This window comes from Pseudomonas sp. P39-UII1 (assembly GCF_039672635.1).
Lineage (GTDB): Bacteria > Pseudomonadota > Gammaproteobacteria > Pseudomonadales > Pseudomonadaceae > Aquipseudomonas.
The window spans coordinates 60,029-85,531 of record NZ_JBDFPP010000015.1 but is presented as its reverse complement, the minus strand read 5'-3'; the positions used below and the strand labels follow the sequence as shown (position 1 = coordinate 85,531).

The 25,503-nt window shown below is 61.9% G+C and carries 22 protein-coding genes, 6 tRNA genes and 1 pseudogene; 11 read left to right on the top strand and 18 right to left on the bottom strand.

Features of this window, described 5'->3' with window-relative positions:
• Positions 1-32: 32 nt before the first annotated feature.
• Positions 33-962 carry a chemotaxis protein CheV gene (locus tag ABEH27_RS19000; protein ID WP_346615044.1) on the bottom strand — a complete coding sequence of 310 codons (930 nt, stop codon included), beginning with the start codon at positions 960-962 and terminating at the stop codon, positions 33-35.
• Positions 963-1,040: 78 nt separating this feature from the next.
• Between ABEH27_RS19000 and flgA the strand changes: the two genes are divergently transcribed.
• From flgA to ABEH27_RS18980, 4 genes are all read left to right on the top strand, one after another.
• Positions 1,041-1,793 (top strand): flagellar basal body P-ring formation chaperone FlgA, encoded by a 753-nt coding sequence (gene flgA, locus ABEH27_RS18995; RefSeq protein ID WP_346615043.1) that lies wholly within the window; start codon positions 1,041-1,043, stop codon positions 1,791-1,793.
• Between the two features lie 152 nt (positions 1,794-1,945).
• On the top strand, positions 1,946-2,260 hold the full coding sequence (gene flgM / locus ABEH27_RS18990; protein ID WP_346615042.1) for a flagellar biosynthesis anti-sigma factor FlgM: 315 nt from the start codon (positions 1,946-1,948) through the stop codon (positions 2,258-2,260).
• A gap of 49 nt (positions 2,261-2,309) precedes the next feature.
• Positions 2,310-2,777 carry a flagellar protein FlgN gene (locus ABEH27_RS18985; RefSeq protein WP_346615041.1) on the top strand — a complete coding sequence of 156 codons (468 nt, stop codon included), beginning with the start codon at positions 2,310-2,312 and terminating at the stop codon, positions 2,775-2,777.
• A gap of 80 nt (positions 2,778-2,857) precedes the next feature.
• Positions 2,858-3,601: a flagellar regulator YcgR PilZN domain-containing protein gene (locus tag ABEH27_RS18980; protein WP_346615040.1), complete on the top strand. Its 744-nt coding sequence runs from the start codon at positions 2,858-2,860 to the stop codon at positions 3,599-3,601.
• A 178-nt stretch (positions 3,602-3,779) separates the two neighbouring features.
• On the opposite strand, the gene ABEH27_RS18975 is transcribed toward ABEH27_RS18980, so the two are convergent.
• From ABEH27_RS18975 to bkdR, 3 genes are all read right to left on the bottom strand, one after another.
• The gene (locus tag ABEH27_RS18975) at positions 3,780-5,123 is read right to left on the bottom strand and encodes an MFS transporter (protein ID WP_346615039.1); all 1,344 of its coding nucleotides are present in this window, start codon (positions 5,121-5,123) and stop codon (positions 3,780-3,782) included.
• Between the two features lie 127 nt (positions 5,124-5,250).
• Positions 5,251-6,492: a glutamine synthetase family protein gene (locus ABEH27_RS18970; protein WP_346615072.1), complete on the bottom strand. Its 1,242-nt coding sequence runs from the start codon at positions 6,490-6,492 to the stop codon at positions 5,251-5,253.
• 283 nt (positions 6,493-6,775) lie between these two features.
• Positions 6,776-7,261, bottom strand: a complete 486-nt coding sequence (gene bkdR / locus ABEH27_RS18965; protein WP_008098689.1) for a Bkd operon transcriptional regulator BkdR — start codon at positions 7,259-7,261, stop codon at positions 6,776-6,778.
• Positions 7,262-7,458: 197 nt separating this feature from the next.
• Between bkdR and ABEH27_RS18960 the strand changes: the two genes are divergently transcribed.
• Genes ABEH27_RS18960 through lpdA form a run of 4 tightly spaced genes read left to right on the top strand, consistent with a single transcriptional unit; the run spans position 7,459 to position 12,405 of the window.
• The gene (locus ABEH27_RS18960) at positions 7,459-8,691 is read left to right on the top strand and encodes a 3-methyl-2-oxobutanoate dehydrogenase (2-methylpropanoyl-transferring) subunit alpha (protein ID WP_346615038.1); all 1,233 of its coding nucleotides are present in this window, start codon (positions 7,459-7,461) and stop codon (positions 8,689-8,691) included.
• Between the two features lies 1 nt (position 8,692).
• Positions 8,693-9,751, top strand: a complete 1,059-nt coding sequence (locus ABEH27_RS18955) for an alpha-ketoacid dehydrogenase subunit beta (protein WP_346615037.1) — start codon at positions 8,693-8,695, stop codon at positions 9,749-9,751.
• Complete coding sequence (locus tag ABEH27_RS18950; protein ID WP_346615036.1) at positions 9,752-11,023, top strand: dihydrolipoamide acetyltransferase family protein; 1,272 nt, start codon at positions 9,752-9,754, stop codon at positions 11,021-11,023.
• 2 nt (positions 11,024-11,025) lie between these two features.
• On the top strand, positions 11,026-12,405 hold the full coding sequence (gene lpdA, locus ABEH27_RS18945) for a dihydrolipoyl dehydrogenase (RefSeq protein ID WP_346615035.1): 1,380 nt from the start codon (positions 11,026-11,028) through the stop codon (positions 12,403-12,405).
• A 79-nt stretch (positions 12,406-12,484) separates the two neighbouring features.
• On the opposite strand, the pseudogene ABEH27_RS18940 reads toward lpdA, so the two are convergent.
• Positions 12,485-13,484: pseudogene (locus ABEH27_RS18940) on the bottom strand (diguanylate cyclase).
• A gap of 311 nt (positions 13,485-13,795) precedes the next feature.
• Here ABEH27_RS18940 and ABEH27_RS18935 point away from each other — a divergent pair.
• Positions 13,796-14,275, top strand: coding sequence for a hypothetical protein (locus ABEH27_RS18935; protein WP_346615034.1), 480 nt, complete (start codon positions 13,796-13,798; stop codon positions 14,273-14,275).
• Positions 14,276-14,421: 146 nt separating this feature from the next.
• Positions 14,422-15,393, top strand: a complete 972-nt coding sequence (locus tag ABEH27_RS18930) for an endonuclease (protein WP_346615033.1) — start codon at positions 14,422-14,424, stop codon at positions 15,391-15,393.
• Between the two features lie 8 nt (positions 15,394-15,401).
• Here ABEH27_RS18930 and ABEH27_RS18925 read toward each other — a convergent pair.
• Positions 15,402-15,478, bottom strand: a tRNA-Arg gene (locus tag ABEH27_RS18925).
• 113 nt (positions 15,479-15,591) lie between these two features.
• Positions 15,592-16,179 carry a phosphonate metabolism protein/1,5-bisphosphokinase (PRPP-forming) PhnN gene (gene phnN / locus ABEH27_RS18920; protein WP_346615032.1) on the bottom strand — a complete coding sequence of 196 codons (588 nt, stop codon included), beginning with the start codon at positions 16,177-16,179 and terminating at the stop codon, positions 15,592-15,594.
• A gap of 344 nt (positions 16,180-16,523) precedes the next feature.
• On the opposite strand from phnN, the gene ABEH27_RS18915 reads away from it, so the two are divergent.
• Positions 16,524-16,850 (top strand): Arc family DNA-binding protein, encoded by a 327-nt coding sequence (locus ABEH27_RS18915; protein ID WP_003254499.1) that lies wholly within the window; start codon positions 16,524-16,526, stop codon positions 16,848-16,850.
• 102 nt (positions 16,851-16,952) lie between these two features.
• On the opposite strand, the gene mgtE is transcribed toward ABEH27_RS18915, so the two are convergent.
• From mgtE to ABEH27_RS18860, 11 genes are all read right to left on the bottom strand, one after another.
• On the bottom strand, positions 16,953-18,395 hold the full coding sequence (gene mgtE, locus ABEH27_RS18910; protein WP_346615031.1) for a magnesium transporter: 1,443 nt from the start codon (positions 18,393-18,395) through the stop codon (positions 16,953-16,955).
• Between the two features lie 377 nt (positions 18,396-18,772).
• A tRNA-Arg gene (locus ABEH27_RS18905) sits at positions 18,773-18,849 on the bottom strand.
• Positions 18,850-18,920: 71 nt separating this feature from the next.
• A tRNA-Arg gene (locus tag ABEH27_RS18900) sits at positions 18,921-18,997 on the bottom strand.
• 73 nt (positions 18,998-19,070) lie between these two features.
• A tRNA-Arg gene (locus tag ABEH27_RS18895) sits at positions 19,071-19,147 on the bottom strand.
• A gap of 72 nt (positions 19,148-19,219) precedes the next feature.
• Positions 19,220-19,296: transfer RNA gene (locus tag ABEH27_RS18890), tRNA-Arg, on the bottom strand.
• Between the two features lie 106 nt (positions 19,297-19,402).
• Positions 19,403-19,493: transfer RNA gene (locus tag ABEH27_RS18885), tRNA-Ser, on the bottom strand.
• Between the two features lie 72 nt (positions 19,494-19,565).
• Complete coding sequence (csrA, locus tag ABEH27_RS18880) at positions 19,566-19,754, bottom strand: carbon storage regulator CsrA (RefSeq protein WP_003254503.1); 189 nt, start codon at positions 19,752-19,754, stop codon at positions 19,566-19,568.
• A 166-nt stretch (positions 19,755-19,920) separates the two neighbouring features.
• Positions 19,921-21,156 (bottom strand): aspartate kinase, encoded by a 1,236-nt coding sequence (locus tag ABEH27_RS18875; protein WP_346615030.1) that lies wholly within the window; start codon positions 21,154-21,156, stop codon positions 19,921-19,923.
• An 85-nt stretch (positions 21,157-21,241) separates the two neighbouring features.
• The gene (gene alaS, locus ABEH27_RS18870; RefSeq protein WP_346615029.1) at positions 21,242-23,866 is read right to left on the bottom strand and encodes an alanine--tRNA ligase; all 2,625 of its coding nucleotides are present in this window, start codon (positions 23,864-23,866) and stop codon (positions 21,242-21,244) included.
• Between the two features lie 325 nt (positions 23,867-24,191).
• Complete coding sequence (gene astE, locus ABEH27_RS18865; RefSeq protein WP_346615028.1) at positions 24,192-25,199, bottom strand: succinylglutamate desuccinylase; 1,008 nt, start codon at positions 25,197-25,199, stop codon at positions 24,192-24,194.
• Positions 25,200-25,209: 10 nt separating this feature from the next.
• A complete protein-coding gene (locus ABEH27_RS18860; protein ID WP_346615027.1) occupies positions 25,210-25,503 on the bottom strand; it encodes a topoisomerase II in 294 nt (97 codons plus the stop codon).

The window sequence follows — 25,503 nt, the reverse complement described above, 5'->3', positions numbered from 1 at the left end:
TCACTGGTGCCGGGAGTCGCCTCCCGGCTGCTTCAATGCGCTGCCTTGATCCGGTCGACCACTCGCTGGGCCAGGTCGTCCGGCTTGAACTTGGCGAGGAAATCATCGGCACCGACTTTCTTGACCATCGCCTGGTTGAATACCCCGGACAGCGAAGTATGCAGGCAGATGTGCAATTTTTGCATACGTGGATCGCTGCGGATCTCGGCAGTGAGCGTGTAGCCGTCCATTTCCGGCATTTCAATGTCCGAGATCATCATCAGGAATTCTTCTTCCGGCCGCTTGCCCTCATCCACCAGCTTGCGCAGGTAGTCCAGGGCCTGACGGCCGTCATTGAGTGCCACCACCTCGACCCCGACCGTCTGCAGGCAGCGGCTGACCTGCTTGCGCGCCACCGACGAATCGTCGACGGTCAGCACACGCAGCAGCACGGCCTTGTCCTGCGTATCGGCATCGACCACACCGGCAGATACCTGCTCCGACGACGGCGCCACCTCGGCCAGCACCTTTTCCACGTCGATGATTTCGACCATGCGGTTGTCCACTCGGGTGACTGCAGTCAGGTAGTGGTCGCGGCCGGTACCCTTGGGTGGCGGATGGATTTCTTCCCAGTTCATGTTGACGATGCGCTCGACCGAGTGCACCAGGAAGCCTTGGGTCTTGGTGTTGTACTCGGTGATGATCACGAAGCTCTTGCGCGTTTCTTCCTGCAGCCCGGGCAACCCGGTGGCCATCGACAGGTCGAGGATCGGAATGGTCGCCCCGCGAATATTGGCCACGCCACGCACCACCGGGTGTGATCTGGGCAGCACGGTCAGGTCCGGGCACTGCAGCACCTCGCGAACCTTGAACACGTTGATCCCGTAAAGCTGTGCGCCATTGAGGCGAAACAGCAGCAACTCCAGGCGATTCTGCCCCACCAGCTGTGTGCGCTGGTTGACCGAATCCATTACCCCCGCCATGCCTGACTCCTTCTTCTTTCTGCCATTTCGTAGCAACTCATGTAGCGAGTCGGCACGGGCTTTGCTTTTTTGAGCGCCATGTACACGAAAACGACAATTTTCCGACGACTGACGCACCTGCTGAGCGGCTCGCTTGCCGTGCTGTGCCTGTTGGCACCCGGCGCTCGCACCTGGGCGGACGCGGTTACCTTGCCTGAACAGCTTATCGGTGTCACCCAAGGGTTTCTTGAATTCACTGTCGAGGATTACCTGGCCACGACCCAGACTGCAGGCCGCTACGAGATCCAGGTCAACCCGCTCGACCCGCGCCTGCGCATGCCGTTGTGCAGCCAGCCGCTGGACGCCTCGCTGGAGAGCCCTGCGCAGCCTTTGGGCCGGGTGACCGTGCGGGTGCGCTGCGATGGCAGTGCGCCGTGGACGATCTTCGTGCCGGCCACCGTGCGGCTGTTCCGCGACGTGGTGGTGGTGACCCGCCCGCTCAAGCGCCAGAACATCGTCGGCGAAGGTGACGTGGCCCTGCGCGAACGCGACGTCGGCACCCTCGGCCAGGGCTTTCTCACCGACCTGGACCAGGCAGTGGGCATGAAGATGCTCCGCCCGACGGTCATCGACCAGGTGCTTACCCCGCAGCATCTGGAGCAGGCCGAGGTGGTGCAAAAGGGCGACCACGTCGTCATCATCGCCCGCAGCGGCAGCCTCAGCGTGCGCATGCCTGGCGAGGCCCTGAGCAAGGGTGGCCAGGGTGAGCAGATACGGGTGCGCAACCTGAATTCGCAACGGGTGGTAAAGGCCCGGATTACCGGCCCCGGCCAGGTCGAGGTCGCCATGTAGATTGGGCTGGCGGTTGGGAACCGCTTTTCCTAAACTGTGTCAGAACACGGGTTCGCGGGCTTGCCGACAGGCGGCTGAGCATTTGTGCCTAAAGTTTCTTTCGCAATGGCCGAAAACAAGGCAAGCGTCCAAATACCCAGGGGTTTCTGATCATGGTCATCGACTTCAGTCGTTTGAATAATTCTCCGTCCATCACGGGCGGCGTTCGCGGCAATGCCGCCCCCGGCAACGCCGACAAACCCGGCGAAACCAGTGAAGCGCCGAAAAGCGCCAGCGCCAGCGGAGAAGCGGTACACCTCAGTCAAGAGGCCCAGCAGTTGCAGAAGATCAGCGACAAGCTGCGCGATCAGCCGGTTGTCGACAGTGCCCGCGTGGCGCAGTTGAAACAGGCGATCGCAGATGGCAGCTACCAGGTCGATGCCGGCCGGGTCGCCAGCAAACTGCTCGATTTCGAAGCCCAGCGCTGACCGTTCGGCGCGCTGACTTCACGGACGCTTTAAAAGCCAAGAGTTAGCCATGCACGACATCACATTGCTGCAACTGATCGAAGACGACATCGCACCCACCCAGGAACTGCTCGACCTGCTTCAGCAGGAGGCAGTCGCCCTGCACGGCCGCGACATGGCACCGCTGGAGGGTATTCTGGCCCGCAAGCAGTCGCTGATCGTCCTGCTCGAGCAGCAAGGCATCCGCCGCAACAACCTGCTCGCCAGCCTCGGCCTCAGCGCCGACCGCGCCGGGGTGCAGGCAGTCGCAGCGCAGTCGCCCAACGGTGAAGTGATCATGCAGCAACTCAACGTGCTGACCCAGTTGATGGACGCCTGCCAGAAGGTCAACGAGACCAATGGCCGGATCATTCAGGTACAGCAGCACGTGACGGCCAACCAGATCAGAATCCTCATGGGCGGCGATTCTCCGTCGCTCTACGACAGCCGTGGCGCTACCTCGCCACTGGCCAAGCCCCGGGCGCTCAGCCAAGTGTGATTACTTCTATCAAGGCACGGAACATACTGGCAAAATGCCGTTACTTGCGTGTGCCGCTTTTGCCTGGAGATTGATAACCCGTGTTCAATGAAACCGATGCTCCGCAGCCACCAAAGGTGCTGAACACTCCTTTGGAGATCGCGGCCAACCTGCGCCAGCTACAGGACAGTCACGATCCTCTGATCATCACCTTCCATGAGCGCAGCCAGCGGTTCCAGAGCTACGTGGTGGATGTGGACCGTGACAGCCATACCCTGGCGCTGGACGAAATGATCCCGCGCGACGGCGAACGATTCATCGAGAACGGCGAACCGTTCCGCGTCGAAGGCTTCCACGATGGCGTGCGCATCGCCTGGGAATGCAACCACGAACTGAAGATCACCGAGGTCGACGGCCACCGCTCGTACCGCGGTGCAATGCCTGAAGAGATGACCTACCACCAGCGCCGCAATGCGTTCCGCGCCGCGCTGAAACTGTCGCAACTGGTCGATGTGATCCTCGACGGCGCCCACCTCAAGGGCAATGGCGCCCTGCGTGGCAAGCTGCTGGACATCTCTGCCACCGGCTGCAAGCTGCGTTTCGACGGCAATGTCGAAGACCGCCTGCAACTGGGCCAGGTGTACGAGCGCTTCAAGGCCGGCAACCCCCTGGGCCTGGTCGACACCATGGTCGAGTTGCGCCACCTGCACCACGAAGAACGCATCAACACGACCTTTGCCGGCGTGCGCTTCCATAACCTTAATGGCCAGGCGCAGCGCAAGATCGAGAGCTTCGTGTACCAGTTGCAGCGTGAAGCGCGGCGCTTCGACAAAGACGATTATTGATTGCCTGTCGAATGCGCAAATGCCACCCATTGGGTGGCATTTTTGTTTTCGATGTGCCTGAACCGGCCTCTTCGCGGGGCAAGCCCGCTCCCACAGTGCTACCAATGGCTTGGGGCCTGTAGGGTATCTGTGGGAGCGGGCTTGCCCCGCGAAAGCGCCGGTACAGACGACACAAGGCTCAAACCGACTTGCTGATCTCATCCCCCTCCGGAGCCTCAGCCACAGGCTCTGCTTTTTCTTCCACTTCGGTATCCTCAGCCGCCACCGGCGCCTGCATCACATCCTGCACGGTCTGCTCATCCACGCGCGGGTCGAGCGCCGCCGACAATGGCGAACCCGCCGCCGGCATCGCCACGTGGCCCAGCGGTGCGTCCTGCACCTGGTGCAAGCCGGTGACCGCTTTCGGGCGGATCCGCCACACCAGCACCAGCGCGAAGAACACGAAGAAGGCATAGAGCATCTGGGAACCCAGCACCTTCATCAGCACCCCCGCCGCCAGCGGCCCGATGCACGCCCCCACGCCATAAGTGACCAGCAACATCGCAGTCAGCGAGACGCGCCGCTCGCTTTCCACATGGTCGTTGGAAAAAGCGACCGCCAGCGGATACAGGCAGAACTGCAGGAGCGAGATCAAAAAGCCGATGCCGAAGAGCAATTCCAGCGGCACGTTGGGGAGAATCGCCAGTGGCGCCGCCGCCAGCGCCAGCCCCACCGCCACACTGCGGATCAGTACCGCCCGGTCGTAGCGGTCGGACAACCAGCCCAACGGCCACTGCACCAGCAAACCGGCAAAGATGCAGCTACCCATGAACAGACCGATCTGCTCGGTGGACAGCCCTTGGCTTGAGGCATACAGCGGCGCCAGGCCGTAGAACGAACCGACGATCAGCCCCGACCCCAGCACCGTGCTCAGCGATTGTGGCACCCGCTTGATGAAGAATTTCGGCTCCATTGGCGCCGGGCGCAGCGGTGCAGGGTGAATGCGCCGGGTCATCGCCACCGGCACCAGGCACAGCGCAAAGCACATGGCGACCAGCATCAGCAGTTCAGGGCCAAGTTCCGGGTGCACCACCAGGATCAGCTGGCCAAGCACCAGCCCCAGGTAGGAGGCGATCATGTAGCCGCTGAACACCGCACCACGGTGCTTGGCATCGGCCTGTTCGTTGAGCCAGCTCTCGATGACCATGTACTGGCACATCATGCCCAGCCCGACGATCATCCGCAGCCCGACCCAGGCCGGTAGCCAATTGGTCAGCCCATGCCCCAGCACCGCCGCACCGACGATACCGGCACACGTGGCATAGGCGCGAATGTGCCCGACCCGGCCGATCAGCCGGTGGCCGACCTTGCCGCCCACGGCCAGGCCGAAATAGTTGGCTGCCATCAGCGCACCGACCCACAGGCTGTCGACATGATCGGCCGCCAGGCGCAGTGCCAGGTAGGTACTGAGCAGACCCGAGCCGATAAGCATCATCAAGGCAGCGAAATACAGCGACTGAAACGGCTTCCAGATGTTTCGCATACGTCCCGTCGGGCTCCCTGGTCTGGTGGCGTTGGCTTGGCAAGCATAAAAGCAATTGTGCCGCAGCGCAGTCCCCTGCCGGCGAAATAGCCGAACAGGGACGCGCCCAGTAGCGATGGTGTCGCGATCAGGCCTGTGCTGCCAACACGCGCCGCTCCCACGGCGTGATCTCGTCAAAGAAATCGGTCAGCTCAAGCGTCTTGGTGGCAACGTAGCCTTCGATGAACTCACTGCCGAACAGTTCCCGTGCCAGCGCGCTGCGTTTGAGGCACTCCAGCGCCGCGTGCAAGGTGCACGGCAGGCTCAGGTGCTCCGGCACCGCGAACTCGCCCTGTATCGCCGGCGTGGGCTGCAGGCGTTGCTCGATGCCGTGCAGGCCGGCCGCCAGGCTGGCGGCGATGGCCAGGTAGGGGTTGGCGTCGGCACCCGGCAGGCGGTTTTCGACACGCCGCGCCACTGGGTCACTGGCCGGGATGCGCAGCCCGGCGGCGCGGTTGTCTTCGGACCAGCAGGCATTGTTAGGCGAGGCATAGGGGTGGCAAAGCCGCTGGTACGAATTGACGTTGGGAGCGAACAGTGCGGTGAAATCGGCCATGCACGCCTGCTGCCCACCGATGAAGTGGTAAAAGGTCTCGGTCGGCTGGCCCTGGTCATCGCTGAACACGTTACGCCCCGTGGCAACCTCCACCAGGCTCTGGTGAATATGCATCGAGCTGCCCGGCGTATGCGCCAAGGGCTTGGCCATGCACACCACGTTCAGCCCATGCTTGAGCGCCACTTCCTTGAGCAGGTGCTTGAACAGGAAGGTCTGGTCAGCCAGCACCAGCGGGTCGCCGTGCAACAAGTTGATCTCGAACTGGCTGACGCCCATTTCATGCATGAACGTGTCGCGCGGCAGGCCGAGCGCGGCCATGCAGTGGTACACCTCCTGGAAGAACGGGCGCAGGCCATTGTTGGAACTGACACTGAACGCCGAATGGCCAAGCTCGCGACGGCCGTCCTTGCCCAGCGGCGGCTGAAAAGGCTGCAGCGGGTCGCTGTTGGGCGCGAAGACGAAGAACTCCAGCTCGGTCGCCACCACGGGCGCCAGGCCGAGCGCAGCATAACGGGCGATCACGGATTTGAGCTGGCCGCGGGTGGAAAGCGCCGATGACCTGCCGTCCAGCTCGTTGGCATCACAGATAGCCAGGGCCAGGCCCTCCTCACTCCACGGCAACCGGTGGATCTGCGAAGGCTCCGCCACCAGTGCCAGGTCGCCGTCGTCACTGCCGTAAAAGCGCGCCGGCGGGTAGCCGCCCATGATGCATTGCAACAGCACGCCGCGGGCCATCTGCAGGCGGCGGCCCTGCAGGAAGCCTTCGGCGGTCATCACCTTGCCGCGAGGTACACCGTTGAGGTCGGGGGTGACGCATTCGATCTGGTCGATGCCCTGGAGGTGCTCGTCGAGCGAGCGTTGGGCTGCGGTGGTCATGACGCTTGTCCTTGTTGTTATAGGCTGACCACAACATAGGCTGGGGGTGTTTAAAATATCAAGCACCCCGCACTGGCCTCATCGCCGGCAAGCCGGCTCCCACAGGGAAATCACAGGCCCTCACAGCGGTGCAATACCTGTGGCAGCCGGCTTGCCGGCGATCAGGCCCGTATGAACAACCTTATTCGCGCAGGGTCATGCCATTGGCAGGCAACGGCAAGGCGGTCTTGTACCGCACCTGCTTCAAGGCAAAACTCGAGCGAATGTTGGCCACCCCCGGCAACCGCGTCAGGTAATCAAGAAAGCGTTCGAGCGCCTGAATGCTCGGCAACAACACCCGCAGCAGGTAGTCCGGGTCACCGGTCATCAGGTAGCACTCCATCACCTCGGGCCGTTCGGCGATCTCTTCCTCGAAGCGGTGCAGCGCCTGCTCGACCTGCTTCTCCAGGCTGACATGAATGAACACATTCACATCCAGCCCCAGAACCTCCGGCGACAGCAACGTCACCTGCTGGCGGATCACGCCCAGTTCTTCCATGGCCTTGACCCGGTTGAAACAGGGCGTGGGCGACAGGTTCACCGACCGCGCCAGCTCTGCATTGGTGATGCGGGCGTTGTCCTGCAGGCTGTTGAGAATGCCGATATCGGTACGATCGAGTTTGCGCATGAGATAAAATCACCGGTTTTTTGTGTTTATGCAGAATGTTTATCTGTGCCGCCCGATAAAGGCAATCAACTTGAGAGAAAAATTCTCCCAGCGTGTCACTACTATGTAATTGACGCTGACCTACCAGTCACAAGCCGGTATTCAGCGGCGGCCGCTTCAGAGCTCACAAAAACAACATCCGAGCGAGCGTAAAAAGCATGAACGAGTACGCCCCCCTGCGTTTGCATGTGCCCGAGCCTACCGGCCGGCCAGGCTGCCAGACCGATTTTTCCTACCTGCGCCTGAACGACGCAGGTCAAGTCCGTAAACCCCCTATCGATGTCGATGCTGCCGACACCGCTGACCTGTCCAACAGCCTGATCCGCGTGCTCGACGAGCACGGCGATGCACTCGGCCCATGGGCTGAAGGCATCGACCCGCAGATCCTGCGCCAAGGCATGCGCGCCATGCTCAAGACGCGCATCTTCGACAGCCGCATGGTGGTTGCCCAGCGCCAGAAGAAGATGTCCTTCTACATGCAGAGCCTGGGTGAAGAAGCCATCGGCAGCGCTCAGGCGCTGGCACTCAACCGCACCGACATGTGCTTCCCCACTTATCGCCAGCAAAGCATCCTGATGGCCCGCGACGTGTCGCTGGTGGAGATGATCTGCCAGTTGCTGTCCAACGAGCGCGACCCGCTCAAGGGCCGCCAGTTGCCGATCATGTATTCGGTGCGCGAGGCCGGCTTCTTCACCATCAGCGGCAACCTGGCGACCCAGTTCGTGCAGGCGGTCGGCTGGGCCATGGCCTCGGCCATCAAGGGTGATACCAAGATCGCCTCGGCCTGGATCGGCGACGGTGCCACCGCCGAGTCGGATTTCCACACCGCCCTGACCTTTGCCCACGTGTACCGCGCGCCGGTGATCCTCAACGTGGTCAATAACCAGTGGGCGATTTCCACGTTCCAGGCCATTGCCGGCGGTGAATCGACCACCTTCGCCGGCCGTGGCGTCGGCTGTGGCATCGCCTCGCTGCGGGTCGACGGCAACGATTTCGTCGCTGTATACGCCGCCTCGCGCTGGGCCGCTGAACGCGCCCGCCGCGGCCTCGGCCCCTGCCTGATCGAGTGGGTGACCTACCGCGCTGGCCCGCACTCCACCTCCGACGACCCGTCCAAATACCGCCCGGCCGACGACTGGAGCCACTTCCCACTGGGCGACCCGATCGCCCGCCTGAAGCAGCACCTGATCAAGATCGGCCAATGGTCCGAGGAAGAACACCAGGCGGTTACCGCCGAGTTCGAGGCCGCGGTGATTGCCGCGCAGAAGGAAGCCGAACAGTACGGCACCCTGGCCAACGGCCACATCCCGAGCGCGGCCTCGATGTTCGAGGACGTGTACAAGGAAATGCCCGACCACCTGCGCCGTCAGCGCCAGGAACTGGGGGTTTGAGATGAACGACCACAACAACAGCATCAACCCGGAAACCGCCATGGCCACCACCACCATGACCATGATCCAGGCCCTGCGCTCGGCCATGGATGTCATGCTCGAGCGCGACGACAATGTGGTGATCTACGGCCAGGACGTCGGCTACTTCGGCGGCGTGTTCCGCTGCACCGAAGGCCTGCAGACCAAGTACGGCAAGTCGCGCGTGTTCGACGCGCCGATCTCCGAGAGCGGCATCGTCGGCACCGCCGTCGGCATGGGCGCCTATGGCCTGCGGCCGGTGGTGGAAATCCAGTTTGCCGACTACTTCTACCCAGCCTCCGACCAGATCGTTTCCGAGATGGCGCGCCTGCGCTACCGCTCGGCCGGCGAATTCATCGCCCCACTGACCCTGCGCATGCCGTGCGGTGGCGGCATCTACGGCGGCCAGACGCACAGCCAGAGCCCGGAAGCGATGTTCACCCAGGTGTGCGGCCTGCGCACGGTGATGCCGTCCAACCCGTATGACGCCAAAGGCCTGCTGATCGCCTCGATCGAATCTGACGACCCGGTGATCTTCCTCGAGCCCAAGCGCCTGTACAACGGCCCGTTCGACGGCCACCACGATCGCCCAGTGACCCCTTGGTCCAAGCACCCGCACAGCGCAGTACCCGATGGCTACTACACGGTGCCGCTGGACAAGGCAGCCATCACCCGCCCCGGCAGCGACGTTACCGTGCTGACTTACGGCACCACGGTCTATGTGGCCCAGGTGGCCGCCGAAGAGACCGGCGTCGACGCTGAAGTGATCGACCTGCGCAGCCTCTGGCCGCTGGACCTGGACACCATCGTCGCGTCGGTGAAAAAGACCGGCCGCTGCGTGGTGGTGCACGAGGCCACCCGTACCTGCGGCTTTGGCGCCGAGCTGGTGTCACTGGTGCAGGAGCATTGCTTCCACCATCTGGAAGCGCCCATCGAGCGCGTCACTGGCTGGGACACCCCCTACCCTCACGCGCAGGAATGGGCTTACTTCCCAGGCCCTTCGCGGGTAGGTGCGGCATTGAAACGGGTCATGGAGGTCTGAATGGGCACGCACGTCATCAAAATGCCGGACATTGGTGAAGGCATTGCGCAGGTCGAGTTGGTGGAATGGTTTGTCAAAGTCGGTGATGTAATCGCCGAGGACCAGGTAGTAGCCGATGTCATGACCGACAAGGCCACCGTGGAAATTCCTTCGCCGGTCAGCGGCAAGGTACTGGCCCTGGGCGGCCAGCCAGGTGAGGTGATGGCGGTCGGCAGCGAGCTGATCCGCATCGAAGTCGAAGGCAGCGGCAACCATGTGGATGCGCCGCAGGCCAAGCCTGCCGCAACTGAAGCCGCACCGGCTGCTGCCAAGCCGGAGCCGCGGGTCGAAGCGCAACCGGTTGCCTGCCCGGCAGCAGCGTCGCACAGCGCGGCGCCGATCGTGCCGCGCCAGGCCGACGAAAAACCCCTGGCCTCCCCGGCCGTGCGCAAGCGCGCGCTGGATGCCGGCGTCGAACTGCGTTACGTGCATGGCAGCGGCCCGGCCGGGCGCATCTTGCACGAAGACCTCGACGCCTTCATCAGCAAACCGCAGAGCACTGCAGGCCAGGCGCCCGGCGGCTACGCCAAGCGCACCGACAGCGAGCAGGTGCAAGTAATCGGCCTGCGCCGCAAGATCGCCCAGCGCATGCAGGATGCCAAGCGCCGTGTCGCGCACTTCAGCTACGTCGAGGAGATCGACGTCACGGCGCTGGAAGCCCTGCGCCTGCAACTCAACAGCAAGCACGGCGAGAGCCGCGGCAAACTGACCCTGCTGCCGTTCCTGGTCCGCGCACTGGTTGTCGCGCTGCGCGACTTCCCGCAGATCAACGCCACCTATGACGACGAAGCGCAGGTGATCACCCGCCATGGCGCGGTGCATGTGGGTATCGCCACACAGGGCGATAACGGCCTGATGGTGCCCGTATTGCGCCACGCCGAGGCCGGCAGCCTGTGGGGCAATGCCAGCGAGATTTCCCGCCTGGCGAACGCCGCCCGCAACAACAAGGCCAGCCGCGAGGAACTGTCCGGCTCGACCATCACCCTGACCAGCCTCGGCGCGCTGGGCGGCATCGTCAGTACGCCGGTGGTGAACACCCCGGAAGTGGCGATCGTCGGCGTCAACCGCATGGTCGAGCGGCCGATGGTGATCGACGGCCAGATCGTGATCCGCAAGATGATGAACCTGTCCAGCTCGTTCGACCACCGGGTGGTCGATGGCATGGATGCCGCGCTGTTCATCCAGGCCGTGCGTGGTCTGCTTGAGCAACCCGCCTGCCTGTTCGTGGAGTGAGCATGCAACAGACTATCGACACTACCCTGCTGATCATCGGCGGCGGCCCAGGCGGCTACGTGGCTGCCATCCGCGCCGGGCAGTTGGGCATCCCCACCGTTCTGGTGGAAGGCCAGGCGCTAGGCGGCACTTGCCTGAACATCGGCTGCATTCCGTCCAAGGCACTGATCCATGTGGCCGAGCAGTTCCATCAGGCCGCCCGCTACACCGAACCGTCCGAGCTGGGTATCAGCGTGACCTCGCCGCGCCTGGACATCAGCCAAAGCGTGGCCTGGAAGGACGGGATCGTCGACCGCCTGACCACCGGCGTCGCTGCGCTGCTGAAAAAGCACGGGGTCAAGGTGATCCATGGCTGGGCGAAGATCCTCGACGGCAAGCATGTCGAGGTCGATGGCCAGCGTATCCAGTGCGAGCACCTGCTGCTGGCCACCGGCTCGAACAGCGTCGAGCTGCCGATGCTGCCGCTGGGCGGCGCTGTGGTTTCGTCTACCGAAGCCCTGGCACCGCAGACGCTGCCCAAGCACCTGGTGGTGGTGGGCGGCGGCTATATCGGCCTGGAGCTGGGTATCGCCTACCGCAAGCTGGGCGCTCACGTCAGTGTGGTGGAGGCGCGCGAGCGCATCCTGCCGACCTACGACAGCGAACTGACCACGCCGGTGGCCGACTCACTGAAAAAGCTGGGCATCGCCCTGCACCTGGGGCACAGCGTCGAAGGCTATGACAACGGCTGCCTGCTGGCCCGCGATGGCCAAGGCGCACAGCTGCGCCTGGAAGCCGACCGGGTATTGGTGGCCGTGGGCCGCCGCCCGCGCACCCAGGGCTTCAACCTGGACAGCCTGGCACTGAAGATGAACGGCGCTGCCATCGCCATCGACGACCGCTGCCAGACCAGCATGCGCAACGTGTGGGCCATCGGCGACGTGGCCGGCGAACCCATGCTCGCCCACCGCGCCATGGCGCAAGGCGAAATGGTGGCCGAAATCATCGCCGGCAAGGCGCGACGCTTCGAGCCCAGCGCGATTGCCGCCGTGTGCTTCACCGACCCGGAAGTGGTGGTGGTCGGCCACACACCGGAGCAGGCAAGCCAGCAAGGGCTGGAATGCATCGTTGCGCAGTTCCCGTTCGCCGCTAACGGCCGGGCCATGAGCCTGGAGTCGAAAACTGGCTTCGTGCGCGTGGTGGCGCGCCGGGACAATCACCTGATCGTGGGTTGGCAGGCGGTTGGCGTGGCGGTTTCTGAGCTGTCCACGGCCTTTGCCCAGTCACTGGAAATGGGCGCTCGGCTGGAAGATATCGCCGGCACCATCCACGCCCACCCGACCCTGGGCGAGGCAGTTCAAGAGGCGGCACTGCGCGCGCTGGGCCACGCCCTGCACATCTGACACTGAAGCGGCTACGGCCGATTTGGCCCGCAGTGCCCTGAAGGCGCTGCGGGTCTTTTTTCATCTCGCCGATGCAGGTTCACTCGGAAATGGCGTTCTTGCCGGCACCCTTGGCCCGGTACAAGGCCTTGTCTGCACGACCGAGCAGGTCGCTCTGACCTTCACCTTCCTGCCACTGCACCACGCCATAGCTCAGGGTCAGCCGGCACTCGCCAATCTGCTCGACCTGCACCATCGCCTGACGCAACCGGCCCGCCACCGCCAAGCGCCTCGTCCAGCGTGGTCTGCGGCATCACCATGACGAACTCGTCGCCGCCCCAACGCGCCAGCAGGTCGTGATCGCGCAGGCAGGTACGCAAGTTTTCGACCACCTGGACCAAGGCCGCATCGCCCTGGGCATGGCCATAGCGGTCGTTGATCGGTTTGAAATCGTCCACGTCCATGGCGATCACCGCCAGCGGCTCCCGAAAGCGCTGGGCGCGCCTGCATTCCTGTTGCAGCGCCTGCTCCAGCCGGTAGCGATTGGCGATGCGGGTGAGCGCATCACGCTCGGCCAGCTCGCGGTTTTCGTCCAGCTGGCGCTGCAGCTGCTGGTTGACCCAGGACAGCTCGCGCGTGCGCTCAGCCACCTGAGCCTCCAGCGATTGGTTCTTTTGCTCAAGCTGAGCCACCAGGCGCTTGCCGGCGTCGATGTTGCGGTGCGCGCCCAGCATGCGCGCCACCGAGCCGTCTTCGTTGCGGGCGATGATGTGGCCGCTGTCCTCGATCCACAGGTAGCTGCCATCCTGGCAGCGGCAGCGGTACTCGATGAGGTAGCGCTCGTTGCGCTGGTTGATGTACGCCTCGAAGTGCGCCATCACCCGCGGGTAGTCCTCGGGATGGATAACGCTCTCCCAGGTAAGCACGCTGTTGGCCATGGAATGGCTGGCGTAGCCGAGCATGGCGTACCAGCCGGGGTTGCGATAGACGTAGCCGGTGTTGGCGTTCCAGTCCCAGATGCCATCGCTGATCAACTCGAACAGCATCTGCAATTGCTGCTCACTGAAACCGGCAGGCACCGGCCTTGATTCCTGACTCATGGACGCTCTCCCTGGTGTCCAGCAACTGCGCCCCGGTCAAGGTGCTGCCGAATGTGCTCGTGATTGCCGCCAGCGGCAAGATCGTTCCTATCACTGGCGAGCATATTCCGCGCAGATGGCAACCGGAATAGCCCAGACGCCCTATTTTCTCGGGTTTGCCTCACTGGCATGGCCTTTGCCCCTAAACCGAGCCCTTTAATGATTTCCAGGGACAAGGAGGAAACACCGTGATCACATTCAATGGCTTGGGCTGGCAACCCACGGTCCAGCAACAGCACCGGATCATTCTCGAACAGCCACAGGCCGATAGCGTGCCGCTGCGTGCGCCACAGGCACCAAGCAACACCTCCGCGCAAAAGAACAGCCAGGGCAGCACCTCGGAACAGAACGCCGAAGAGGCCCGTGAAGAAGCCTTTGCCAAACTGAAGTTGCTGCTGCAGAACCCCGACATTGCCGCACGCCAGCAGGCCGGCGCAAGCACCCAGGAAAGCAGCGATGCCACACAAGCATTCCGCGAGTACATGGCCAAGACGCCCGAGGATAAAATCAAGGAGAAAATGCTCGCCGAACTGGGCATGACGGTGGAGGAGTTCAACGCGCTGCCACCGGAACAGAGAGCCAGAATTTGCGAGCAGATAGCGCAACGCATCAAAGAAGACCTGAAAATGGAGGCTCAGGCAAAACTCCAGGCGCAGGGTGGGATGGCCGAGCAGCTTCCCCAAGGCACCGACCTTGCAGCCTCGCAGGGCAACGCCGAACGTGAAAAAGCGTTGGAGGCTAGCCAGATCTGAGCGTGGATGGCCACCCCTGCCCGGGGTGGCGTCACTATGCAGCACCGGTTTAGGTAGGCGCAGTACGGCATCGTCATTGGACATTTCTTCATTCGACGTCAGCACGCCGTATAATCCCGCCCCCCAAAATCCGATGATGTTTTCTCATGAAGAAACTGCTGTACGTCGTAACCCTCGCCCTCGCCGCCATCCCCAGCGCATTCGCCAATCCACCCGCAACGTTTACCGAAGCCAAGGTTGTCGCCAAGCAGAAAATCTACCTCGATCAGGCAAACAGCCCCCTGGGTGAGCTGTACTGTGGCTGCAAATGGACCTGGGTAGGCAAGTCCGGCGGCCGGGTCGATGCCAAGTCCTGCGGCTATGAAACCCGCAAGCTGCAGACACGTGCCGAGCGAACGGAATGGGAACACATCGTGCCGGCGTGGACCTTTGGCCACCAGCGCCAGTGCTGGCAGAACGGTGGGCGTGAACACTGCGTCGATGAAGACCCGACCTTCCGCGCCATGGAGGCTGACCTGTTCAACCTTTACCCGTCCGTGGGCGAGGTGAACGGAGACCGCAGCAACTTCAACTACGGCATGGTTTCGGGCGTCGCGCCGCAATACGGGCAATGCACCACCAAGGTGGACTTCCAGCAGAAAACTGCCGAACCTCGCGATGAAGTGAAAGGCCTGGTGGCGCGTACGACGTTCTACATGTTCGACCGCTACAAGCTGAGCATGTCGCGCCAGCAGCAACAGTTGCTCATGGCCTGGGACAAACAGCACCCGGTATCGGCATGGGAGAAACAACGGGACCAGCGTATTGCCGCGATCATGGGCCACTCCAACCCCTTCGTGACGGGCGAACGCACGTGGACCCTGGGTTACAAGCCCGCAGGCGCTCCCGACATCGCCGCATCGGCAGCCCCGAAAAATGCAGTGAAGGAAGTGGCCAAACCGACATTGGCGAGTGCGTCGATCGACGGGGCGATTATTGGCAACCGCAACAGTCATGTGTACCACCTGGCCAGCGGGTGCCCAGGCTACAGCCAGGTCGCGCAGAAAAATCAGGTGGTGTTCGGCAACGAGGCCGAGGCGCAAGCCGCGGGGTATCGCAAGGCGGGGAACTGCAAGTAGCAGAAATATGGCGTCCCAGGGCAGGTTCGAACTGCCAACCTTCCCCTTAGGAGGGGGATGCTCTATCCAATTGAGCTACTGAGACACAAGAACCGACAGCGAGCGCTGCACGGCTGGACGGGGAGCATGTTAACCAGCAGGCTGCCGTTTGTCATGCACCTATCGGGCTTTTTGCACGTAGGGCCTTTCCGATGCATGTCAAACGAGCAGCCGCTCCTGGCGCAGCACCTCAAGCAACGCGCACACCGCCGTGGCCAGTGACCCCGAGTTGTCCAGGCGATACACCGCCGAATCGGCGCCGGCCTGCAACTGCGCACCTCGCGCCAGGCGCTGGTCGACCTGCTGCGGCGTCTCGCGCCCTCTGGCGAGAAGGCGCTCGCGCAGGATCTCGGGCTTGACCTCCAGGCATACCGCCAGAAGGTCCGGATAGCGCTGTCGAGCTTCGGGCAGATAAGCCCGGGAACCATTGACCAGCACCGATCGCCCCTGCGCCAGCCAATCGTTGACCTGGGCAGGGATTCCGTACGCCAGGCCATTGGCTTGCCAATACATGGCAAATTCTCCGGCCGCCTGCATGGCCGCGAAACGCTCTGGCGTAACGCCATGGGCAGCCTCACCCTTGGCCTCCGGCGAGCGGGTGATGACCCGCCGGGCAATTTCAACCCCCGCGGCAGAGAGCTGCTCACGGGCCGCATCGATCAGGGAATCTTTTCCCGAACCTGAAGGTCCTATCAGGAATATCAGGCGGCCTGGGGGTTTACGTTGGGCGCTTGCGTCATGTTGCATAGCCACTATGCTCTATGAAAGGAAACCCGCGCATTTTAGGGGTTTTCTGTGACCTTTGCTGCGTTTTACGGGTTTTTGACGGCAAGGGCCTGACGGTAGGGTGAGCCTGGGAATGCAAAACTTTTCAAACCAGTACTCATTTCTGATAATTGGTACTGGCAAAAAGCCTTTATCGGGATCACTATTTGTCACAGAATTGACGCCAAGGAAACGGCGACCTTGAGGCAAGATGAGCACCAAATTTTCCAGTCGGTTGAACATTTTGTCGTCGCCACGGTCGTACCACCATCCCGTGCGGCCAATTTGAGAACCGCTTCCCCTGAACCAAAAACCGGTCAATTTATATGCGCCCAATGAAACAGGCTATTTATTCGAGCCGCACCGCTGACAAGTTTGTAGTCCGCCTGCCAGACGGAATGCGTGAGCGCATTGCCGAGGTAGCGCGCAACCATCATCGCAGCATGAACTCCGAAATCATCGCTCGCCTGGAACAAAGCCTTATCCAGGAAGGTGCGCTGGGCGACGAGCTGAGCATGCGCCTGGACAGCCCTGAACTGTCCCTGCATGAACGCGAGCTGCTGCAACGCTTCCGCCAGTTGTCGCACCGCCAGCAGAACGCGCTGGTGGCCCTCATCGCTCACGACGTGGAAATGGCCGCCGACGCTTCCTGAAGCGTACAGCGAGCACAAAAAAGCCAGCGCAAGCTGGCTTTTTTCGTTGTGCCGAGAACGCTGCGGAGAACTGCCAGGCAGCCCCCCCAGGCGTTGACGCTGTTACAGCAGGAACAGCGTCGCCAGCCCCAGGAAGATGAAGAAGCCACCACTGTCGGTCACGGCAGTGATCATCACGCTGGAGCCCATGGCCGGGTCGCGCCCCAGACGCGTCAGGGTCATGGGGATCAATACCCCCATCAGCGCGGCCAGCAACAAGTTCAAGGTCATCGCCGCAGTCATCACCAGGCCCAGTGACCAGCTGCCGTACAGCCAGAACGCGACGATACCGATCACCCCACCCCAGATCAGACCATTGAGCAGCGAAACTGCCAGCTCCTTGCGCATCAGGCGGCTGGTATTGCCCGGTGACACCTGGTCCAACGCCATGGCGCGAACGATCATGGTAATGGTCTGGTTACCGGAGTTGCCGCCAATGCCCGCAACGATGGGCATCAGTGCAGCCAGGGCTACCAGCTTCTCGATGGAACCTTCGAACAGGCCAATAACCCGCGAAGCCAGGAATGCGGTAATCAGGTTGATCGCGAGCCACGCCCAACGGTTGCGCAGCGAACGCCAGACCGAGGCAAAAATGTCTTCCTCTTCACGCAGGCCGGCCATGTTGAGGACTTCGCTCTCGCTCTCCTCGCGAATCAGGTCGACCATTTCATCGATGGTCAAACGGCCGATCAAGCGGTCGCTCTTGTCCACCACCGGCGCCGATACCAGGTCATAACGCTCGAACGCCTGTGCAGCGTCGTAGGCATCTTCCTCGGGGTGGAAGGATACCGGGTCGGTCGCCATGACCTCCGCCACCTTCTTGTCCGGGTCGTTGACCAGCAAGCGCTTGATCGGCAGCACACCTTTGAGAATGCCGTCGTAGTCGACCACGAACAGCTTGTCGGTGTGGTTGGGCAGTTCTTTCAGGCGGCGCAGGTAGCGCAGCACGACTTCCAGGCTGATGTCTTCGCGGATGGTGACCATCTCGAAGTCCATCAGTGCACCGACCTGCTCCTCGTCGTAGCTCAGCGCCGAACGGACACGCTCGCGCTGCTGGGCATCGAGCGTTTCCATCAGCTCGTGAACGACGTCACGCGGCAGTTCCGGCGCCAGGTCAGCCAGTTCGTCGGCGTCCATCTCCTTGGCCGCAGCGAGGATCTCGTGATCGTCCATGTCGGCGATCAGCGATTGGCGTACCGAATCGGAAACCTCGAGCAGAATGTCGCCATCACGATCCGAGCGCACCAGCTGCCAGACCGTCAGGCGGTCTTCCAGAGGCAAGGCTTCGAGGATGTAGGCGATGTCTGCAGGGTGCAGGTCGTCGAGCTTACGTTGCAGCTCGACAAGATTCTGACGGTGGACGAGGTTTTCCACCAGATCGTGGTGATGACCTTCCTGACGGTGGGTCAGGTCTTCCACCACGCGTTGGCGCTGCAACAGCTCGACCACTTGGGCCAGGCGATCCTGCAGGCTCTCTTGCGCTTTTTTTACTTCTACTTCAGTCATAGGCGAACTCCACTCCCAGCAGCGGAGCACGCCGGGAGAATCAATCGGTCAGATCAAGCTGCATGAAACGTGTTAAGGAGTAACTACTGGGTAAGTCCATGGTGGTTTTCCACAAGCCCCGGCGGGGCTGACGGGCGCAATCATACACTGCCTAAGCGGGCAGATCGCCTAAATTTTTGGCCAGAACAATCGTTTGCGCGATAAAGCTAGGACAACGCTCGAAGCTATCTGTGCGACGGCAGCTGCGAAAGAAAGAACACATGCACCGCGCAAAAGAGTGTGGCGCTGGTTAGTTTGAGTCTAGCGGGCATCACTGATAAATCAGTGACCGGGAGAAAACAAAAAGCCCGCTCAAATGAGCGGGCTTCTTAATTGTATGGCGGACTCAGCAGGATTCGAACCTGCGACCGCTCGGTTCGTAGCCGAGTACTCTATCCAGCTGAGCTATGAGTCCGTGGTGGTAGTTTTAGACCAGGTTACCACTGGTGGGTTGAAGTGCCTTTGCAAGCAGAGCCACTTCAAAAATGGCGGACTCAGCAGGATTCGAACCTGCGACCGCTCGGTTCGTAGCCGAGTACTCTATCCAGCTGAGCTATGAGTCCGTGGTTGGTAGTTTTGAATCAGATTACCACTGATTGCTTGAAGCGCCTTTGCAAGCAGAGCCACTTCAAAAAATGGCGGACTCAGCAGGATTCGAACCTGCGACCGCTCGGTTCGTAGCCGAGTACTCTATCCAGCTGAGCTATGAGTCCGTAGTTGGTAGTTTTAGACCAGATTACCACTGGTTGTTTGAAGCACCCTTGCAAGCAAAGCCACTTCAAAAATGGCGGACTCAGCAGGATTCGAACCTGCGACCGCTCGGTTCGTAGCCGAGTACTCTATCCAGCTGAGCTATGAGTCCGTGTCTTGCCGCGCATTATAGGTCGCTGAAACATTTTTGCAAGAATCTTTTCGTTTAAAATCAACGACTTAGCGTTCTTACCGCTTACAGCGCCCTACGCAAATAATGGCGGTGAAGGGGGGATTCGAACCCCCGATACCCTTATGAGGTATACTCCCTTAGCAGGGGAGCGCCTTCGGCCACTCGGCCACCTCACCGCAACACGAGGCGAATATTAAACAGGCTCTTCCTCGTTTGCAACCCTTTTTTTGAAAAAAACTTCAAAAGAATTAAAGGCTTGGCTCCTCATCCTTCTCTTTCTTGATCCGCAGGTAGATTTCTTCGCGGTGAACGGCCACTTCCTTAGGGGCGCTGACGCCGATACGCACCTGGTTTCCTTTCACGCCGAGCACCGTCACGGTGATCTCGCCGTCTCCAATGATCAGGCTCTCGGCGCACCGACGAGTCAAAATCAACATAGCTTTCTCCTTAGGCAAACATTCAGGGATAACAGTCTGGTAACAGCAGGGCCTGGTCGCGGACAACGACTCAAGGCCGCAAAGCGCGTCACGCCGGCAGGACAGGGCCTGCGTGACGAGCAGAAACGCGAAGGGCGCGGCAAGCCGCGCCCCTCAAGGCAACGCCTTACTCGCCCTGTCGGGCCGGAGCGTCGAGCTCGAACGCGGTGTGCAGCGCGCGTACGGCCAGCTCCAGGTACTTCTCTTCGATGACTACCGAAACCTTGATTTCGGACGTGGAGATCATCTGGATGTTGATGCTCTCCTTGGCCAGGGCTTCGAACATGCGGCTGGCAACGCCGGCGTGCGAACGCATGCCAACACCGACGATCGACACCTTGGCGATCTTGGTGTCGCCGATCACTTCACGGGCACCGATTTCACGCGCGGTGTTTTCCAGCACACGGTAAGCACTCTCGTACTCGTTGCGGTGCACGGTGAAGGTGAAGTCAGTGGTGTTATCGTGCGACACGTTCTGCACGATCATGTCCACTTCGATGTTCGAGGCGCTGATCGGGCCGAGGATCTTGAAAGCGACGCCCGGGGTGTCCGGCACGCCACGAATGGTCAGCTTGGCTTCATCACGGTTGAAGGCGATACCGGAAATGATCGGCTGTTCCATGGATTCCTCTTCATCAATGGTAATGAGGGTCCCCGGACCCTCCTTGAAGCTGTGCAGCACGCGCAGCGGAACGTTGTACTTGCCGGCGAACTCCACCGAACGGATCTGCAGCACCTTGGAACCGAGGCTGGCCATTTCCAGCATCTCTTCGAAAGTGATCTTCTCCAGGCGGCGAGCCTGCGGCACCACACGCGGGTCGGTGGTGTAGACGCCATCGACGTCGGTGTAGATCTGGCACTCGTCAGCCTTGAGCGCGGCCGCCAGGGCCACACCGGTGGTGTCGGAGCCGCCACGGCCGAGGGTGGTGATGCTGCCGTGCTCGTCGACGCCCTGGAAGCCAGCCACAACCACCACGCGCCCGGCCTTGAGGTCGGCACGAATCTTCTGGTCGTCGATCTGCAGGATGCGCGCCTTGTTGTGCGAGCTGTCGGTGAGGATGCGCACCTGGTTGCCGGTGTAGGACACAGCCGGCACGCCACGTTTGATCAAGGCCATGGCCAGCAGGGCAATGGTGACCTGCTCGCCGGTGGATACGATCACATCCAGCTCACGCGGAACCGGCTGATCGGTGATCTGCTTGGCCAGTTCGATCAGGCGATTGGTTTCGCCGCTCATGGCCGACAGCACAACCACCAGGTCGTCGCCCGCCTCACGGTGTTTCTTGACCTTGTCGGCAACCTGCTCGATCCGCTCGATGGAACCGACAGAGGTACCGCCAAATTTCTGTACGATCAACGCCATTTCAATGGTGCCTCAGCCCATACAGGGCCCCAAAAAAACCATCCAACATGAAGGGGCCGGCGACTAGACCGCCGGCCCCTTCATCTCAAAGTCCCTGCTCTGCGAACGGCACGGCCAGCGCCAAGGCCTGGTCCAGCGCAGCGACGTCGACGCCACCACCCTGGGCCATGTCCGGACGGCCACCGCCCTTGCCACCCACTGCCGCAGCGGCTTGTTTCATCAGGTCGCCAGCCTTGAGTTGGCTGGAGAGGTCTTTGGTCACGCCGGCCACCAGCACGACCTTGCCCTCATGCTCGCTGCCCAGCAGGATCACTGCGTGGCCGAGCTTGTTCTTCAGTTGATCGACCAGCGCCAGCAGGGCCTTGCCATCCTGCCCATCCAGGCGGGCAGCAAGCACCTTGGCGCCCTTGACCTCAACAGCCGCGTTGGAGAGATCATCCCCGGCGGCGCTGGCGGCCTTGGCCTGCAGCTGTTCCAGCTGCTTCTCCAGCTGGCGGTTGCGCTCAAGCACAGCCGACAGCTTGTCGATCAGGTTGTCACGGTTACCCTTGACCAGCTGCGCGGCTTCCTTGACCTGCTCTTCGGCAGCGTTCAGGTAGGCCAGCGCGGCAGCGCCGGTAACTGCTTCGATACGGCGTACGCCAGAGGCCACGCCACCTTCGCTGATGATCTTGAACAGGCTGATATCGCCGGTGCGCTTGGCGTGGATACCGCCGCACAGCTCGACGGAGAAATCGCCACCCATGCTCAGCACGCGCACGGTATCACCGTACTTCTCGCCGAACAGGGCCATCGCGCCTTTGCGCTTGGCGGTTTCGATATCGGTGACTTCGGTTTCAACCGGGGTGTTCTTGCGCACTTCACGGTTGACGATGTCTTCCAGCGCCTTGATCTGCGCAGGCGTCACCGCTTCGAAGTGGCTGAAGTCGAAACGCAGGCGCTGGCTGTCGACCAGCGAGCCCTTCTGCTGCACGTGCTCGCCCAGCACCTGGCGCAGCGCTTCGTGCAACAGGTGGGTGGCCGAGTGGTTCAGCGAAGTGGCGTGCTGCACCTCGGCATCGACCTTGGCCTCGACCGGCGAACCGATGACCAACGCACCGCTGCTGACGACCCCATGGTGCAGGAATGCACCGCCGGTCTTGGTGGTGTCCTGCACGTCGAAGCGCACGGCACCGGATTGCAGGTAGCCACAGTCACCGACCTGGCCACCGGATTCGGCGTAGAACGGCGTACGGTCCAGGACCACGACGCCCTGCTCGCCTTCACCCAGCTGGTCGACGGCCTGGCCGTCCTTGTACAGGGCGATGACCTTACCCTGGCCTTCGGTGGCGCTGTAGCCGACGAAGTCGGTGGCCGTGTCGACCTTGACCAGGCTGTTGTAGTCCATGCCGAAGGCGCTGGCGGAACGGGCACGCTCACGCTGGGCGTCCATTTCGCGCTCGAAGCCGGCTTCGTCGATGGTCAGCTCGCGCTCGCGGGCGATGTCGGCGGTGAGGTCCATCGGGAAGCCGTAGGTGTCGTACAGCTTGAACACCACGTCGCCCGGCACCACGTTGCCCTTGAGCTGGGCCAGGTCCTGCTCGAGGATGCGCAGGCCCTGCTCGAGGGTCTTGGCGAACTGCTCTTCTTCAGCCTTGAGCACACGCTCGATGTGCGCCTGCTGGCTCTTGAGCTCCGGGAAGGCCTCGCCCATCTCGGCGACCAGGGCAGCGACGATCTGATAGAAGAAGTTGCCCTTGGCGCCCAGCTTGTTGCCGTGACGGCACGCACGGCGAATGATGCGGCGCAGCACGTAGCCACGGCCTTCATTGGACGGCAGCACGCCGTCGGCGATCAGGAAGCCGCAGGAGCGAATGTGGTCGGCCACAACCTTCAACGAAGCCTGGCCATCGTTGCTGCAACCGATGGCCTTGGCGGCTGCGATCAGCAGGTTCTGGAACAGGTCGATCTCGTAGTTCGAGTGCACGTGCTGCATGACCGCACTGATGCGCTCAAGGCCCATGCCGGTATCCACCGACGGCGCTGGCAGCGGGTGCAGGACACCGTCAGCCGTGCGGTTGAACTGCATGAAGACGTTGTTCCAGATCTCGATGTAACGGTCGCCGTCTTCTTCCGGGGAGCCGGGTGGGCCGCCCCAGATATCAGCGCCGTGGTCATAGAAGATCTCGGTGCACGGGCCGCACGGGCCGGTATCGCCCATGGTCCAGAAGTTGTCGGAGGCGTACGGGGCGCCTTTGTTGTCACCGATGCGCACCATGCGCTCGGCCGGCACGCCGACTTCTTTGGTCCAGATGTCGTAGGCTTCGTCGTCGCTGGCGTAAACGGTGACCCAGAGCTTTTCCTTGGGCAGGTTCAGCCACTTGTCGGACGTCAGGAAGTTCCAGGCGAAGGTGATCGCATCGCGCTTGAAGTAGTCGCCGAAGCTGAAGTTGCCCAACATTTCAAAGAAGGTGTGGTGACGCGCGGTGTAGCCGACGTTTTCCAGGTCGTTGTGCTTGCCGCCGGCGCGCACGCACTTCTGGCTGCTGACCGCACGGGTGTAGGCGCGCTTCTCTGCACCGAGGAAGCAGTCCTTGAACTGGTTCATGCCTGCGTTGGTGAACAGCAGGGTCGGGTCGTTGTTCGGGATCAGCGAACTGGAGGCGACTCGGGTATGGCCTTGCTCTTCGAAGAAGCGAAGGAAGGCTTCACGGATTTCTGCGCTTTTCATAGGTTCTTCCACGGAAACGGCGGCCCTTGGGGGCAAACGCGTCGACGAAACGACGGCAAAGGGCCGCATTATATCGGTCCTGCAATCTCGGTGCAGTGTGTTTATGCGATAGAAAGCGTCGATTGGACGGCTTTTCAGCTCAAGCAAACGAAAAATACATGACCGGATGCTAAAGGCAGGCTTTTGCCGCTGGCAAGCCAATTACCGCCCAAGGGAAGGGAAAATGGAACAGGCGGTTAATTAAATACTTTTAACGGATGCGCTGGGATCCAATGCTGACCGTTCTGACCCTATCGCCGGCAAGCCGGCAATAGGCCTCAGCAATTCATCCCAGCCGTTGCCCCGAGTCCGGGACGATGAGAATCCCGGCGCGCAGCCCGTTCTTGACCTTGGGGTTGGGGAAGATGATCCGCGCGCCCTCCTCCTCGACCACCCAGCGCATTTCCGCCAGGTCCTCGGCCAGCAGGTAACCCTTGCTCAGCTCGGAGAAGTTCTCGATGTCCGCCGGTAGGTGCAGGCGGAAGCCCTCGCTGTGCTTGATGATCTCGCGGGCTACGCTGAAGAGTTGCAAACCGTCCAGCGAGCCTTCGGTCTCGGGCTCGGCACCTTCGATAATCTGGATCAGACGCTCTTCCAGCTTGTCGAGATTGACCTGCTCGTTCTGCCCGAATGGCCGCGCCTTGCCAAGCTCCAGGGTGAATGCCTCGGCGTCGAGCTGCTCATAGGTGAAGGCACTGAAGGTGATCGACGACTTGCTTTGCAGCAGCACCGCCTCCATGCCGGCGGCCGCCAGGCGCGCCAGCTCGCGCCGGGAATGCTGGCGCCCCTCTTTGTAAGGGTACAGGGCGAACTGCTCGATCTTGGAACCGCGGATGGCGGTATGCAGGTCGTAATGCAGGCGGGTGCGCTCAGGCTTGCTGAAGAAAACCCGGGCAAACTGCTCCAGCTCGGCGGCACGCAGCGCCTCGAAACCACTGGAGAGTTCGTGGCGGCCATTGAACAGGCGGTTGATGTCCTGCTCGATGAAGCGCTCGCCCTTGCGGATGGCTGCCGGGTTGCCGAACAGGAACAGCACCCGAGCACGCGGCTTGATCTTGCCATTGGCAACGCCATGCAGCAGCCGTTCGAGCAGTTCGATCGGCGCGGTTTCATTGCCATGAATACCCGCCGACAGCAGCAGGTCCAACCCACAATCGTCGACTTCCGGAGGGCGCACTTCCAGCGCGCCCTCCCCCAGCCAGCGCAAACGCACGCCCTTGGTTGTCACTTGGGTCTTCTCGGCCGGCTCGTGATCGGTCAGGGTCAGCTCAAGCAATTTGCCAAGGGCGAGCATAGGCGCTTCCTTAGTGGTGGTGGCCGCAATCGGGGCCATGGACGTGATCATCGCCTTCATCACCGACGTCTGCCGGCTCCATCTCCAACTGCAGGCTGACCAGGTTGGTGGCCATCGGGCGCAGCAGCAGATTGGCAAACTCGGCGTCGTTCTCGTCGACGTCGACGCCAATCAGCAACTGGCCACGGCCGTCTTGCTGAATCCACACTTCCTTGCCTTGCCACACCACGGCAAAACGGGTGCAGGAGGTTTCCAGCTGGGTGCCGTCTTCATCTTCAAGGATCAGGCGCAGGGCGTCGGTCAT

Bases quoted from the DNA above. Each gene is read 5' to 3' on its own strand.
- ABEH27_RS19000 (WP_346615044.1), bottom strand. From the start codon at position 962: ATGGCGGGGGTAATGGATTCGGTCAACCAGCGCACACAGCTGGTGGGG.
- flgA (WP_346615043.1), top strand. From the start codon at position 1,041: ATGTACACGAAAACGACAATTTTCCGACGACTGACGCACCTGCTGAGC.
- flgM (WP_346615042.1), top strand. From the start codon at position 1,946: ATGGTCATCGACTTCAGTCGTTTGAATAATTCTCCGTCCATCACGGGC.
- ABEH27_RS18985 (WP_346615041.1), top strand. From the start codon at position 2,310: ATGCACGACATCACATTGCTGCAACTGATCGAAGACGACATCGCACCC.
- ABEH27_RS18975 (WP_346615039.1), bottom strand. From the start codon at position 5,123: ATGCGAAACATCTGGAAGCCGTTTCAGTCGCTGTATTTCGCTGCCTTG.
- ABEH27_RS18970 (WP_346615072.1), bottom strand. From the start codon at position 6,492: ATGACCGCCGAAGGCTTCCTGCAGGGCCGCCGCCTGCAGATGGCCCGC.
- bkdR (WP_008098689.1), bottom strand. From the start codon at position 7,261: ATGCGCAAACTCGATCGTACCGATATCGGCATTCTCAACAGCCTGCAG.
- ABEH27_RS18960 (WP_346615038.1), top strand. From the start codon at position 7,459: ATGAACGAGTACGCCCCCCTGCGTTTGCATGTGCCCGAGCCTACCGGC.
- ABEH27_RS18955 (WP_346615037.1), top strand. From the start codon at position 8,693: ATGAACGACCACAACAACAGCATCAACCCGGAAACCGCCATGGCCACC.
- ABEH27_RS18950 (WP_346615036.1), top strand. From the start codon at position 9,752: ATGGGCACGCACGTCATCAAAATGCCGGACATTGGTGAAGGCATTGCG.
- lpdA (WP_346615035.1), top strand. From the start codon at position 11,026: ATGCAACAGACTATCGACACTACCCTGCTGATCATCGGCGGCGGCCCA.
- ABEH27_RS18930 (WP_346615033.1), top strand. From the start codon at position 14,422: ATGAAGAAACTGCTGTACGTCGTAACCCTCGCCCTCGCCGCCATCCCC.
- phnN (WP_346615032.1), bottom strand. From the start codon at position 16,179: ATGCAACATGACGCAAGCGCCCAACGTAAACCCCCAGGCCGCCTGATA.
- ABEH27_RS18915 (WP_003254499.1), top strand. From the start codon at position 16,524: ATGCGCCCAATGAAACAGGCTATTTATTCGAGCCGCACCGCTGACAAG.
- mgtE (WP_346615031.1), bottom strand. From the start codon at position 18,395: ATGACTGAAGTAGAAGTAAAAAAAGCGCAAGAGAGCCTGCAGGATCGC.
- csrA (WP_003254503.1), bottom strand. From the start codon at position 19,754: ATGTTGATTTTGACTCGTCGGTGCGCCGAGAGCCTGATCATTGGAGAC.
- ABEH27_RS18875 (WP_346615030.1), bottom strand. From the start codon at position 21,156: ATGGCGTTGATCGTACAGAAATTTGGCGGTACCTCTGTCGGTTCCATC.
- alaS (WP_346615029.1), bottom strand. From the start codon at position 23,866: ATGAAAAGCGCAGAAATCCGTGAAGCCTTCCTTCGCTTCTTCGAAGAG.
- astE (WP_346615028.1), bottom strand. From the start codon at position 25,199: ATGCTCGCCCTTGGCAAATTGCTTGAGCTGACCCTGACCGATCACGAG.
- ABEH27_RS18860 (WP_346615027.1), bottom strand. From the start codon at position 25,503: ATGACCGACGCCCTGCGCCTGATCCTTGAAGATGAAGACGGCACCCAG.